This window comes from Actinoplanes sp. NPDC051494, assembly GCF_044454705.1.
Lineage (GTDB): Bacteria > Actinomycetota > Actinomycetes > Mycobacteriales > Micromonosporaceae > Actinoplanes.
This window is the reverse complement of sequence record NZ_JBITDZ010000001.1, coordinates 1,067,135-1,079,136: the sequence shown is the minus strand read 5'-3', so window position 1 is coordinate 1,079,136 and position 12,002 is coordinate 1,067,135. Positions and strand designations below refer to the sequence as shown.

Genomic DNA, 12,002 nt, shown 5'->3' with positions numbered 1-12,002 from the left:
CTCGGCTCGGCTCGGCTCGGCTCGGCTCGGCTCGGCTCGGCTCGGCTCGGCTCGGCTCGGCTCGGCTCGGCTCGGCTCGGCTCGGCTCGGCTCGGCTCGGCTCGGCCCGGCCCGGCCCGGCCCGGCCCGGCCCGGCCCGGCCCGGCCCGGCCCGGCCCGGCCCGGCCCGGGTTCACTTGGCCTGGTGGCCCGGTTGGTCTGGTGGCCTGCATGGATCGACTCGGCAATGTGGCCGGCTCGGTCTGGCCCACCCTGTCTGGCCCATCCGGCCTGGCCCATCCGGCCTGGCCATCCGGCCTGGCCATCCGGCCTGGCCCACCCTGTCTGGCCCATCCGGCCTGGCCCACCCTGTCTGGCCCATCCGGCCTGGCCCACCCTGTCTGGCCATCCGGCCTGGCCCACCCGGTCCGGCCAACCCGGCCCGGCCAACCCGGCCCGGCCTGCCTGGCCTGGCCCGTTCGGCCGCTCGGCCCGCTCGGGTCGGCTCGTGGCTTGATTCGGCCCTGGCCGCTCTGGCCGTCGATCTTTGCTTTCGGCTCCCGGCCTGCTTGTTCGGCCCGCCCGCTGCAAGCGCCTCGTCCTCATCGCTGTCTGGGCTGAGCTCCCGTATACGTGCGCCGCCCAGGGCGCTTGGGTCATCCAAGTGCCGCGCCAGGCCCGCATGGGTGCCCGCCCGGGGTGTGTGCGCTACCTGCTTTGTGAGTGGACGTCGTGCTGGGCGGCCGCTGACCGGTGGTGTGTGCGGCGGCCGTGGGTCGTCGGCGGTGTTTGTGGGTGCTCTCGTCGGGCCGCGGGATCAGCTGCCCGTCATCTGTCCGTCGTTTGCGGGTGACTGTCGCGCTCGTTGCTGACCAGCTCGACCTCGTAACCCCAGGCGTCCTCGAGGTAGGCCGCGTACGTGGCCGGGCCGCCCGCGTGGGGGTGCCGGTCGGCGAACATCAGGGACCAGCCGTGGGACGGCCCGAGGTCGGTCAGCCGGTCCACCTCGGCGTGGGTGGGGACGCTGAACGCCAGGTGGTTGAGCCCCGGGGCCAGGCGGTCGTGGGCGTCGCCGGACAGTGCCGGGGACTGCTCCAGGACCACATAGGTGCCGGAAGTCGACCGCCAGGAGCGGCCGTTCTCCCAACTCTGGAACGGCGTCCAGCCGAGCGCGGTGAACAGCCAGCCCCAGGGCCGCAGGGCGCCGGCGAGGTCCGGCACCCAGAGCCCGACGTGGTGCAGGTTCATCAGGCCTTGCCGCCGGGGACCCATTTCACGTCGCCGGTGCTGCCGTTGGCCGTACGGGAGAGGATGAACAGTAGATCGGAGAGCCGGTTGAGGTATTTGGCCGGGAGTGATGGCGTGCGGTCCGGGTCGGCTTCGATGAGGGCCCAGGTGGAGCGTTCGGCGCGGCGGGCGATGGTGCGGGCCACGTGCAGCAGCGACGCGCCCGGGGTGCCGCCCGGCAGGATGAACGAGTCGAGCGCCGGGAGCTGGTCGTTGTACTCGTCGCACCAGCCTTCGAGACGGGTCACGTAGGACTCCTGGATCCGCAGCGGAGGGTACGCCGGATTCTCGGTCAGCGGGTTGCACAGGTCGGCACCGACGTCGAACAGGTCGTTCTGGACGGCGGTGAGCACGCTGCGGATGTCCGGGGCGAGCGTGCCGAGAGCCAGCGCCACGCCCAGCGCCGCGTTGCATTCGTCCACGTCGGCGTACGCGACGATTCTGGGGTCGGTCTTGGTAGCGACCTCGTTGTTTCCCAGTCGGGTGGACCCGGCGTCGCCGGTGCGGGTGTAAATGCGGGTGAGATGCACGGCCATGGCCCCCACCCTACGGAGGCGAACGGTGGACGCGCCCCATACGATTGCCCCCGTGGATGTGATCAGGGTCAAGGGCGGCGCTCGTCTTTCCGGTGATGTCACTGTCGGCGGTGCCAAGAACTCCGCACTGAAGCTCATGGCGGTCGCGTTGCTCGCCGAGGGCCGCAGCGTCATCGCGAACGTGCCGCGCATCACCGACATCGCCATCATGGGCGAGGTCCTGCGCCGGCTGGGCTGCGAGGTGACCTTCTCCGAGGGGGAGGTGACCATCGACGTGCCCGCCGAGCCGGGCAGTGAGGCCGACTACGACCTGGTCCGGCGGCTGCGGGCATCGATCTGTGTGCTGGGTCCGTTGCTGGCCCGCCGGGGTTACACCCGGGTGGCGCTGCCGGGTGGCGACATGATCGGCTCGCGTGGGCTGGACATGCACGTCTCCGGGCTGGCGCGGCTGGGCGCGGAGATCTCCAACGAGCACGGTTTTGTCATCGCGTCGGCCCCGGCCGGGCTGCGGGGCAGCAAGATCTGGCTCGACTTCCCCAGCGTGGGCGCGACCGAGAACATCCTCATGGCCGCGGTGCTGGCCAAGGGTGTCACCGAGATCGACAACGCGGCGCGGGAGCCGGAGATCGTCGACATCTGCGAGATGCTCATCGACATGGGCGCCCGGATCGACGGCGCCGGCACGTCCACGCTGACCATCGAGGGTGTGGAGGCGCTCAAGCCGGTGCGGCACACCACGGTGGGCGACCGGATCGTGGGTGGCACCTGGGCCTACGCGTCGGCCATGACCCGTGGCGACGTGACCGTCCACGGGGTCCGCCCGGAATACCTGGAGATCGCGCTGGACAAGCTGGTGACAGCCGGCGGGGTGGTCGAGCCGGGCGACAACCAGTTCCGGGTACGCATGGACGACCGGCCGAAGGCTGTCGACATCGTGACCCTGCCCTACCCGGGTTTCGCCACCGACCTGCTGCCGATGGCGCTGGGGCTGGCGGCGGTGAGCCAGGGCTCGTCCATGATCACCGAGAACATCTTCGACGGGCGCTTCATGTTCGTGAACGAGATGGTGCGGCTCGGCGCGGACATCCGTACCGATGGGCATCACGCTGTGACGAACGGCCGTGAGCGGTTGTCCGGGGCCCCGGTCCGGGCAACGGACATCCGGGCCGGTGCCGGTCTGGTGATCGCGGGCCTGTGCGCCGACGGCATCACCGAGGTCGGCGAGGTCCACCACATCGACCGCGGCTACCCGGACTTCGTCTCCGACCTGGCCAACCTGGGCGTCGACGTCGAGCGCGCGGACGTCCCCGAACCCACGTACGACTTCTAGCTCGACCCCACCAGTCGGCGGGCTTCCTCGGCCTCCTCGGGAAAGACGAGGACGAGGAAACGGCCGTCGGGGCGGGCCGCGGAGGTCGATCGGATACCGGCGGTGGCGAGGAGTTCGCGGATCTGGTCGGCGAGGTCCGGGTCGTCGGTGGCGGCCGCCGGGCAGAGCAGGCCGTAGTCGTCGCCGTAGTCGTGGAAGATGGCCAGCCCGTCGTACAGGTCGCGCAGCGGGTCGTCGCGGGCCTGGTTCCACTGCAGGCCGATGCGCCAGAAGATGGCCCCGAGGAACCCGACCAGGGCGACGGCGATGAACGGTCCGACGAGGTACCAGCCGTCGCTTGGTGGCATGGGCACAGTCTGGCACCGCCCTCACGCCATTTCCGATGAATTGACCCATAAGAGCACCTGAGCCAACGTTCAGCCCGGACCGATATGGTGAGACGGACGACACCAATCGGTAGTGAGGATGTGCACTTATGGCGGGTCGGCTCGCGGTCATCGGCTCTGGTCTCATGGGCTCCGGCATCGCACAGGTGGCGGCGCAGGCCGGGTGGCAGGTCACCATGCGTGACCTCGATGAGGCCTCGCTGGCCCGAGGGCTCGGTGCGATCCGGGACTCGCTCGGCAGGTTCGCCGCCAAGGGGAAGATCTCGGCCGAGGACGCGGATGCCGCGGTCGCCCGGATCACCACCACCACCGAGCTGGAGGCGGCCGCCGACGCCGACGTGGTGGTCGAGGCGATCTTCGAGAAGCTCGAGGCCAAGTACGAGGTGTTCCGCGCGCTCGACAAGATCTGCAAGCCCGGTGCGGTGCTGGGCACCAACACGTCGGCGATCCCGATCACCCAGATCGCCGCGGTCACCGAGCGGCCGGAGTCGGTCGTCGGCATCCACTTCTTCTCGCCGGTGCCGATGATGAAGCTGGTGGAGCTGGTCCGGGGCTACCAGACCTCGGACGAGACACTCGCCACCGCCCGCGACTTCGCCGAGGGGACCGGCAAGACCTGTGTCGAGGTGAAGCGCGACGTGGCCGGGTTCGTCTCCAACCGGCTCTTCTCGGCGCTGCTGGTCGAGGCGATCCAGCTGGTCGAGTCCGGCGTGGTCAGCGCCGCCGACCTGGATACCGTGATGAAGCTCGGCTTCGGGCACACGATGGGCCCGCTCGCCACCGTCGACCTCACCGGCCTCGACGTGATGCTCAACGCGGCCGGCAACATCCACCGGGACACCGGCGACGCGAAGTTCTTCCCGCCGGAGCTGCTGCAGCGCATGGTCACCGCCGGTGACCTGGGCCGCAAGACCGGCAAGGGGTTCTACAGCTACTGACGGCCGGGTGCTAACGGGACGCGGCGAACGTCACCGACAGCACGGTGGCGGCGACCATCCCGCCCATCAGGGTCAGCCCGATGCCGCCGATGTCCAGGCGGGCGTTCAACCGGCCGTGCGCGAACAGCGCCGCCGGCGGGACACCCGCGGACGGCGCGACCACGAACGCCAGCCAGCCCAGCCCGCGCAGCACCGGGCCCCCGGCGACGGCCGTGTCGCCGAAGGTCACCAGGCCGGCGGCGACCAGTCCGGTCAGGCCCGCGACCAGGGCGCCGACGATCGGCAGCAACGGCAGGACCCAGCGGGGCAGCGGGCGGCGTTCGGCCGGCCGGGTGGTGCCGTCGACGCGTTCCGCCGCCCGGGCGAGCAGGATCCGCGCCGACTGCCGCTGCACCGGGGCCAGGCCGCCACTGCCCTGGGGCAGCGCGACCCGGGGCAGCGCCTCGACGGGGGCCGGCTCGGGCAGCTCACCCAGCGCGCGCACGCGTACCCCCTGGGCCCGGCGCAGTTGGTCCCAGAGCCGGGCCGCCTCCCGGTCGACGTCGAGCACCTGCGCGGCCGCGGCCCCGGCCCAGCGGTCCGCGGCGGCGGCGTCCCCCTCGGCCAGCGACAGTTCCCCGGCCGCCTGCGCGGCGCTGGTCTGATAGGCCTGGTCGGCGTCCTCCAGCTCGGCGCTGCGCCTTCGGGCCACCTCGGCCAGCGCGGTCATCATCAGCTGGTAGTCGCGGTCACGTGTGGTCACTGTTCACCTCGTACGGGATGATCACTTCCGGGGTCCGGTGCTCGGAACGGTCGAAGAACAGCGCCCGGCGCCGGCGGGGATGCCAGAGCGGGCCGCCGGGCCGTGGGGAGAGCGGGCTCAGCTCGGGCCCGCGCACGTCCAGGGCCACCCAGGCGCCGATGGTGTCGCGCCGGGTGCCGATGTCGTCGAGCAGCCGGGGCACCGACCGCCACCAGCCGAGCACGTGCCGGCGCTGCTCGGGGCCGTCGGTGAGCAGAGCGCGCAGCCGCTCGCGATAGGCCGGGCCGGCGGCGTCCAGTCCGTACCCGATCACGTAGTGCGGAATGCCGTCTTCCTCGAAGTGGTGCGGGAGTTCGGCCATCAGCCGGGCCGCGGCCGGCTCCGCGTCCGGGTCCAGGCAGGCGATGCTGAAGCTCGCCGGGCCCTGCGCGGCCAGCGACAGGGCCGCGGCCGCGAGCACGTCACAGGCTTCCCCGGTACGGGTACCGAGCACCGCCAGGTTGCGCCCCGGCATCCGGCCCAGCCGCAGCCGGGCGGGTCCCGCGGTCACGTCGATCCGCTCACCGAGCACCGCCCCCGGGGACGATCCGACGTCGGCGTGCCCGGCCGCCACCCGTCCGGCCGGCCGGTACATCGCGGGCAGCCGGGGGACCGCGTCGCCGTCGAAGAGCCGTGGTGGTTCGCAGGTGTCCGGGCGCTGCTGCCACAGCTTGCGTTGCAGCGCGCGCCACCCGGTCCGGTCGCTCGCGTCCGGGAGCCGCACGACCCGGTTGGCCCCGGCGGCACCGGAGTCGGTGTTGACGACCGCGTGGTGGCGGGGGATGACCGCGGCGGCCAGGTTGTCGCCGGCCAGCACGCCCTGGGCCTTGGGCAGCGCGATCCGCAGCGGGAAGTGGGCGGCGAGCGCCGCGGTGCCGGCGAGGTCCCGGGCGGCGAGCACCAGGTGGATGCCCTGCGCCGGTCCGCGCCGGGCGAGGTCCTCCAGCAGGGCCGTGGCCTCGTCGGTGAGCCGGGGCGGGAACCCGTCGATGACGGCGACGATCCGGGGCCGGGCCTCGTGACGTCTCGCCGCCCGGCTCCGGGTGCGCAGCTCCTCGCCGAGGTGCCGCAGCACGGCCAGACCGAACTCGCGGTCCCCGTCGACGTTGACGCCGGCCAGCCGGACCTGCGGCAGCCAGCTCGGGTCGCGGGGGCCGGGTGCGAACCGGGCGAACGCCGCGCCCTGCTTGAAGTCGAGCAGGTACAACGCCAGCTCGGCGGGGCTGTAGCGGGCCGCGAGCGCGCCGATCCACGCGTACACCAGGTTGGTCTTGCCCGATCCGGCCGGGCCGCCGATCAGCGCGTGCGGGAGCTCGTCGCCGAGGGTGACCGGGACCAGCGTGCCGCCGGTGCTGTCGCCGATCGGGGCGACCAGGCCGTACGTGGCGGTCCCGGTCCAGATCCGGTCGGGTTCGAGGTCGGTGAAGCGGGCCGGTGGCGGGCCTTCGCGCAACCGTTCGACGGTGGCCCGGCAGAATCCCGCGATCCGGTCGGCCGGTGGCGGCGTGTCCAGGGCGACCTCCAGGTCACCGGTGGTGTCGCAGGCCGCGCGGCCGTCCCGCGCCGCGACGCGCTCCACCGTGGGGTGCGGGACCAGTTCCAACCCCCGGACCATGAGGTGTACGCCGCAAGCGACCCCCGTCCGGACGATCCGCTCGAGTTGGGCCCGTTGCCCGTCGGTGAGGTCCCCGGCCCGGTTCGGGTCGAACAGCAGCACCACGACCCACCACGGCTCGGGTCGTGGGCCGGTGGTGGCGCCGGTGAGTTCGGCCAGTGACTGATGGCCGCCGGCCAGCACGGTCTCGTTGACCCGGCAGATGTGCTCGACCAGCTCGTCGAGGGCGGCACCGAGCCCGGCGGGGCTGATGACGTTCAGCAGGCCGGCGGGGCCGAGCGGCGCGAAGCCGGGCAGCGTGCCGCCGAGTTGTTCGGGATCGTGCACGCTGACCCGCACGTCACCCGGGCGGGTGGTGCCCAGTGCCCGCAGCAGCACCCCGGCGATGACGTTGTCCACGTCGGGCTGGTCGCCGAGGACGTTGAGGTGCGCGTGGTCGAGGAACGGGACGAGCGCCGGCAGCTTGGTGCGATCGGTGCCGGTCTCGTACGCGACCGTCCCGATCCGCAGCAGCCCGGGCCGGCCCACCCGGTCGGGTTCGGTCGGTGTCCAGAACCGCCACGGGGTGCCGGCCGCCCCGGGCGCGGACAGCGCGGCCAGTGATTCGACGTTGCGGGTCAGCGTGGCGGCCTCGGTGTGGGTGCGGTGCAGGATGTCCTGGCGGGCCGCGTCCCGGGCCTCGGAGAGCTGGGCCAGGCAGGTCGAATACGCCTCCCGGATCAGCTTCTTGCGCCGCTGGGCCTCGGTGCGGGCCGACTCGGCGGCGGCCAGGACGGCACGGGCTGTCCCACGGGCCTCGGCCAGCTCCTGCCGGACCACGGCGACCAGTGCGTTGCGGTGGCTCCCCACTCAACCCCCCTGGCTAGGCGTCGGGGGATTTTAACCATTTTCGAGTGGTTAATGACCGTTTGTACTCCGTGTCGCTCCGGTCAGCGCGTCGGATCGGGACCACCAGCGCGGATCCGTACGCAGAAGTTCCCGCCACAACCGGTCCGCGATCCGGCCGGCACCCTCGTCCTGCCACAGCTCCAGCGCGTCCCGGCGGACGTAGCGCCGCAACCAGTCCAGGACCCGGCGGGCGTCACGGTCCAGCCCCTCGACCCGCGGCACCCGGTCGTACGGCCGCAGCCCCAGCACGCAGCAGTAATGCAACGCGTTGTAGAACCGCCACTCCTCGGTCGTGCCGGCCGCCCCGGTCGCCCCGGCCGGCTTCAGCGCGTCCACCTGCTCGCTCAGCACCGCCCGCAGCTCGGCCACCCGTACCAGCGGCTGCCCGATCACCCCGGGACCCCGGGCGTGCAACCGCCGGTCCACGACCGGCAGGTCCACCAGCGGGTTGCGCAGCAGCCGGCCCACATCGGCGAAATCGTCCAGCGCCCGCCGGGTCAGCCGCCGGAACTCCGGCTCGTCCATCGCGATCATCCGGTGCCGCTCCCGCCGCCGCGGCAACGCCTCGGCCGCCAGCAGCAGCGCCGAACGCTCCCGGCGCAGCCGCTCGTCGCGCAGGAACGCCAGCCGGTCCAGCCCGGCCCGCACCGGACCCGCCGCCCCGGCCGCGCTCATCACCACCGCCACCACGACGAACTGCAGCACGGTCACCACGGTCCGCCCCGGCGCGGCCATCATCGTCACCGCCGCCGGCCCGCCGCAGAGCAGCGCCGCGACCAGCGCACCGGCCAGCGACCGCCGCAGATCCGGCAGGAGCCGCTCACCCACCTCGACGGCGTCCGCCACCGCCACCAGGTAACCGAGCAGCAGCAGATCAATCCCGACCGTGGCCAGCACCAGCACCGGCGCACCCAGGTCGATCGGCGCGAGCACGACGATCAGACCCACCGCGTACAGCGCCGCCGCCGCGCCCACCGCGACACTCAGCTGCCTCGGCGGCACCCGGTCGCGATAGCGCACCAGCAGGACCAGCGCCCCGGCCAACGGCGCCAGCGCGACCAGCTTGCCGACCCCCGGCAGCAGCACGGTCGGGACCAGGAAGACCAGCGCGCCGGCCCACCACCAGCGGTCGACCGTCGCGCGCTCCGGCACCCCGCGCGGCAGCAGCGCCGTCGCCACCCCGGCCCAGCACAGGGCCGGGACACAGAGCAGGACCTCGGCGGTGGTGGAGCCGGGTGCGACACTCCAGGCGGCAACCCCGATCGCGTACGCGATGAGCGCCCCCGCCGTGCGCCGCAGCAGCGCCCGCGCGGGATCCCGCCCGACCAGGTAGGCACCCAGCCACCAGGTCAGGGCGAAAGCGGAGACAGCGACGGCGGACATTCCTCAAAGTCAACCAAACAGGTGTTGCGTCTCGGCACCCCGTGCCGCCCGGCGTTCCCGTTTGCGCTGCGCCCGTCGCCGGACCACCCACCACCCGGCCGCGACCAGCAGCACCAGGGCGACGAGGACCAGCACCGGCAGGATGATGGCCAGCAGTGACAGGACGACGCTCGTGATGTCCTCGGCCGTGCTCGCCACCGGGGCACCCACCCCGGCGGTCGTGGCGTTCACCACCGGCCGGGCCGCCGCCTTGAACGTGTGGACACACAGCGCGATGACCACACCCGCGGCCACCGGCACCCACTGGTGTGACCCGAAGAACGCCCCGGGATCCGTGACGGTCGCGGTCTGCGACGACGAACCGGCCCCGAAGACCAGCCCACCGGCGGTCGGCCGGACCACGGTCTGCACGATGTCGTTGACGTGGTCGACCACCGGGACCTTGTCGGCCACCACCTCGACCGCGAGCAACGCCACCAGGATGGCGATCACCCAGCCGTTCGAGACCCACTGGAAACCGCTCGGGAGATTGATCGCGTCGGTGAACCGGGCCAGCAGACCCATGATGAGCAGGGGGATGTAGGCATTCAGCCCGGCGGATGCCGCCAGGCCGCTACCAGTGAGAACTTCGAGCACGACTCCAGCATGGCACTGCCGCGCACGTCCCGATTCCGGGCGAGGCTAGTCTCGTGCGGTGCGCCTGGTCATCGCGAAATGCTCCGTCGACTATGTCGGCCGTCTCTCCGCCCATCTCCCGCCGGCGACGAGACTCCTCATGGTGAAAGCCGACGGGTCGGTCTCCATCCATGCCGACGATCGTGCCTACAAGCCGCTCAACTGGATGAGCCCGCCCTGCAAACTGCAGGAGGCCCCCGGGGTGTGGAAGGTCGTCAACAAGGCGGGCGAGGAGCTCCGGATCACCCTGGAGGAGATCTTCCAGGACACGTCCTACGAGCTCGGTGTCGACCCCGGTCTGGTCAAGGACGGCGTCGAGGCCCACCTCCAGGAGCTGCTGGCCGCCCACCCCGAGACGTTCGGCGAGGGCTGGACGCTGGTCCGCCGCGAATTCATGACCGCCATCGGCCCGGTGGACCTCCTCTGCCGCGACGCGTCCGGAGCGGCCGTGGCGGTCGAGATCAAGCGCCAGGGCGGCATCGACGGCGTCGAGCAGCTCACCCGGTACCTCGAGCTGATGAACCGCGACCCGCTGCTGTCCCCGGTCACCGGCGTCTTCGCCGCCCAGGAGATCAAGCCCCAGGCCCGCGTCCTGGCCGGCGACCGCGGCATCCGCTGCGTCGTGGTCGACTACAACAAGCTGCGCGGCATGACCAAGGACGAGCTGACCCTCTTCTGAGCTCAGCGGCCGTCGCGCCGTCCGCGGTCGCCACGTACGAGACGCGGTCAGTCCGCCAGGGCCACCCCGGCGACGCCGACGACCGCGACGAGGAGCATCGGCCAGGCGAGGGCCCCGGCGAACGCTCCCCGGGCCGGCTCGGTGCGGCCCCGCCGCCGGTGCCAGGCGGCCAGGGCGACCGTGGCGGCCAGGCCTACGACCAGGGCCGTCACGTGGACCAGCATCGGGTCCGGGCCGGCCGGGCGGTCGTGGTTGTAGATCGCCAGGCCGGTCAGGACCGCCAGCCAGATCGGGAGGGCCTGGGCGAAGCCGCTGAGCACGCTCACTCCTGCAGGGGCTGGGGGACGGGGACCTCGGAGAAGGCGGCGACCGTGCGGTTCGCGTACGCGTTCATGTCGCCGGCCTCGATCGGTCCGTCCCACGTCTGGGGGAGCGGCACCGGCACGTCCGGCGCGACCCGCCGCACGATCTTGTCCAGGACGGTCTCCGCGTCGCCGACCCAGAGGTGCTTGGCGCCGGGGACGCCCTCGACCTCCGCCTGCGGGATCGCCTTGAAGCGCGTCGTCGCTTCGTCCGGGCGCAGGTAGTCGTCGAACTCGGGGACCAGGGCGGTCAGCGGCTTGCCGTCGGCGGCCCAGGCGGCCAGGTGGTCGGGGCCGGAGAAGCGCAGCGGCGGTGAGAGCAGGATCGCGCCCGTCACGGCCGGGTCCAGGCCGTGCATCAGCGTCAGGTCGGTGCCGAAGGACCAGCCCACCAGCCAGATGTTCGGCAGGTCGGCGAACTCGGCGTACTCGATGGCGGCGGCCACGTCGTACCGCTCACCGGTGCCGGAGTCGAACGCGCCCTCGCTGGTGCCCCGCACGCTGGACGTGCCGCGGGTGTTGAACCGCAGGACGGCGATGTCGGCCAGGGCCGGGAGGCGCCACGCCGCCTTGCGGAAGACGTGGCTGTCCATCATGCCGCCGTGGGTGGGCAGTGGGTGCAGGCAGACCAGGGTCGCCACCGGCGGGCGCTCCAGGGGGACGGCCAGCTCACCGACGAGGGCGAGGCCGTCGGCGGTGTGCAGGGTGATGTCCGTCCGGCGGGCCGGGAGGATCGAGTTCGCGCGGATGTGTGCCACGTGCCCATCCTTACCCATAGCGGGGGGCGTTCCGCGACCGCTCCACGGTCGGGCCGCGCCGGTCCCGGGCCCGCCAGCAGCCGGTGTGCCAGTGCCGGCGGTCGGTCTCGTCGCCGCGCTCGTCGGCCGGCCAGGCCACGATGTGTGCCACGCCGGGGCGGATCTCCTGCATGCAACCCGGGCATTTGTACGTCTTGACGGCCGCCCCGCCGAAGATCGAGCGCACCATCCACTCGCCGTCCTGGTACTGCTGGACACCGCCGATGCCACGGCGGACGCGGTCGTCGGTGAGGTCGGGGGTGTCCTCGGGCCGCTGGGACGACCGGGGGCGGTTGCGACGGGGGCTCACAACAATCAAGCGTACGTGTGAGGCGCGTCATGCCGAATGCGACTTAGACTCACGTT

Annotated in this window: 13 protein-coding genes; 3 read left to right on the top strand and 10 right to left on the bottom strand. The window is 72.5% G+C overall.

Translation table 11 applies throughout. The annotated features are described in order from the left end of the window. Positions 1-807 precede the first annotated feature (807 nt). Together ACIA6A_RS04970 and ACIA6A_RS04965 are read right to left on the bottom strand one after the other, a co-directional pair. Complete coding sequence (locus ACIA6A_RS04970; RefSeq protein WP_396096062.1) at positions 808-1,227, bottom strand: VOC family protein; 420 nt, start codon at positions 1,225-1,227, stop codon at positions 808-810. Continuing rightward, complete coding sequence (locus ACIA6A_RS04965) at positions 1,227-1,802, bottom strand: cob(I)yrinic acid a,c-diamide adenosyltransferase (protein WP_396096061.1); 576 nt, start codon at positions 1,800-1,802, stop codon at positions 1,227-1,229. The genes ACIA6A_RS04970 and ACIA6A_RS04965 overlap by 1 nt, the downstream gene beginning before the upstream one ends. On the opposite strand from ACIA6A_RS04965, the gene murA reads away from it, so the two are divergent. After that, positions 1,801-3,132 (top strand): UDP-N-acetylglucosamine 1-carboxyvinyltransferase, encoded by a 1,332-nt coding sequence (murA, locus tag ACIA6A_RS04960; RefSeq protein WP_396096060.1) that lies wholly within the window; start codon positions 1,801-1,803, stop codon positions 3,130-3,132. The genes ACIA6A_RS04965 and murA overlap by 2 nt on opposite strands. Here the strand turns inward: murA and ACIA6A_RS04955 are convergent. Then, positions 3,129-3,479 (bottom strand): hypothetical protein, encoded by a 351-nt coding sequence (locus tag ACIA6A_RS04955; protein ID WP_396096059.1) that lies wholly within the window; start codon positions 3,477-3,479, stop codon positions 3,129-3,131. The genes murA and ACIA6A_RS04955 overlap by 4 nt on opposite strands. 128 nt (positions 3,480-3,607) lie before the next feature. On the opposite strand from ACIA6A_RS04955, the gene ACIA6A_RS04950 reads away from it, so the two are divergent. Further along, complete coding sequence (locus ACIA6A_RS04950) at positions 3,608-4,456, top strand: 3-hydroxyacyl-CoA dehydrogenase family protein (RefSeq protein WP_396096058.1); 849 nt, start codon at positions 3,608-3,610, stop codon at positions 4,454-4,456. Positions 4,457-4,466: 10 nt separating this feature from the next. Here the strand turns inward: ACIA6A_RS04950 and ACIA6A_RS04945 are convergent, their stop codons facing one another. From ACIA6A_RS04945 to ACIA6A_RS04930, 4 genes are read right to left on the bottom strand one after another with little or no spacing between them, the layout of a single operon-like run. Beyond that, positions 4,467-5,198, bottom strand: coding sequence for a hypothetical protein (locus tag ACIA6A_RS04945; protein ID WP_396096057.1), 732 nt, complete (start codon positions 5,196-5,198; stop codon positions 4,467-4,469). Continuing rightward, entirely contained in the window at positions 5,185-7,701 is a 2,517-nt protein-coding gene (locus tag ACIA6A_RS04940; protein WP_396096056.1) for an FtsK/SpoIIIE domain-containing protein, read from the bottom strand. Before ACIA6A_RS04940 ends, ACIA6A_RS04945 begins: the two co-directional genes overlap by 14 nt. A 48-nt stretch (positions 7,702-7,749) precedes the next feature. Continuing rightward, positions 7,750-9,123 carry a hypothetical protein gene (locus ACIA6A_RS04935; RefSeq protein WP_396096055.1) on the bottom strand — a complete coding sequence of 458 codons (1,374 nt, stop codon included), beginning with the start codon at positions 9,121-9,123 and terminating at the stop codon, positions 7,750-7,752. A 9-nt stretch (positions 9,124-9,132) separates the two neighbouring features. Continuing rightward, positions 9,133-9,759, bottom strand: coding sequence for a DUF4126 domain-containing protein (locus tag ACIA6A_RS04930; protein WP_396096054.1), 627 nt, complete (start codon positions 9,757-9,759; stop codon positions 9,133-9,135). Positions 9,760-9,817: 58 nt separating this feature from the next. Here ACIA6A_RS04930 and nucS point away from each other — a divergent pair, with 58 nt between their 5' ends. Next, a complete protein-coding gene (gene nucS, locus ACIA6A_RS04925) occupies positions 9,818-10,477 on the top strand; it encodes an endonuclease NucS (RefSeq protein ID WP_396096053.1) in 660 nt (219 codons plus the stop codon). A 47-nt stretch (positions 10,478-10,524) separates the two neighbouring features. Here the strand turns inward: nucS and ACIA6A_RS04920 are convergent, their stop codons facing one another. Genes ACIA6A_RS04920 through ACIA6A_RS04910 form a run of 3 tightly spaced genes read right to left on the bottom strand, consistent with a single transcriptional unit; the run spans position 10,525 to position 11,946 of the window. After that, positions 10,525-10,797 carry a hypothetical protein gene (locus ACIA6A_RS04920; RefSeq protein ID WP_396096052.1) on the bottom strand — a complete coding sequence of 91 codons (273 nt, stop codon included), beginning with the start codon at positions 10,795-10,797 and terminating at the stop codon, positions 10,525-10,527. Positions 10,798-10,799: 2 nt separating this feature from the next. Further along, positions 10,800-11,615, bottom strand: a complete 816-nt coding sequence (locus ACIA6A_RS04915) for an alpha/beta hydrolase (RefSeq protein ID WP_396096051.1) — start codon at positions 11,613-11,615, stop codon at positions 10,800-10,802. Further along, on the bottom strand, positions 11,608-11,946 hold the full coding sequence (locus ACIA6A_RS04910) for a hypothetical protein (protein WP_396096050.1): 339 nt from the start codon (positions 11,944-11,946) through the stop codon (positions 11,608-11,610). The genes ACIA6A_RS04915 and ACIA6A_RS04910 overlap by 8 nt, the downstream gene beginning before the upstream one ends. Between the last annotated feature and the right edge of the window lie 56 nt (positions 11,947-12,002).

Bases quoted from the DNA above. Each gene is read 5' to 3' on its own strand.
- ACIA6A_RS04970 (WP_396096062.1), bottom strand. From the start codon at position 1,227: ATGAACCTGCACCACGTCGGGCTCTGGGTGCCGGACCTCGCCGGCGCC.
- murA (WP_396096060.1), top strand. From the start codon at position 1,801: ATGGCCCCCACCCTACGGAGGCGAACGGTGGACGCGCCCCATACGATT.
- ACIA6A_RS04965 (WP_396096061.1), bottom strand. From the start codon at position 1,802: ATGGCCGTGCATCTCACCCGCATTTACACCCGCACCGGCGACGCCGGG.
- ACIA6A_RS04955 (WP_396096059.1), bottom strand. From the start codon at position 3,479: ATGCCACCAAGCGACGGCTGGTACCTCGTCGGACCGTTCATCGCCGTC.
- ACIA6A_RS04950 (WP_396096058.1), top strand. From the start codon at position 3,608: ATGGCGGGTCGGCTCGCGGTCATCGGCTCTGGTCTCATGGGCTCCGGC.
- ACIA6A_RS04935 (WP_396096055.1), bottom strand. From the start codon at position 9,123: ATGTCCGCCGTCGCTGTCTCCGCTTTCGCCCTGACCTGGTGGCTGGGT.
- ACIA6A_RS04915 (WP_396096051.1), bottom strand. From the start codon at position 11,615: ATGGGTAAGGATGGGCACGTGGCACACATCCGCGCGAACTCGATCCTC.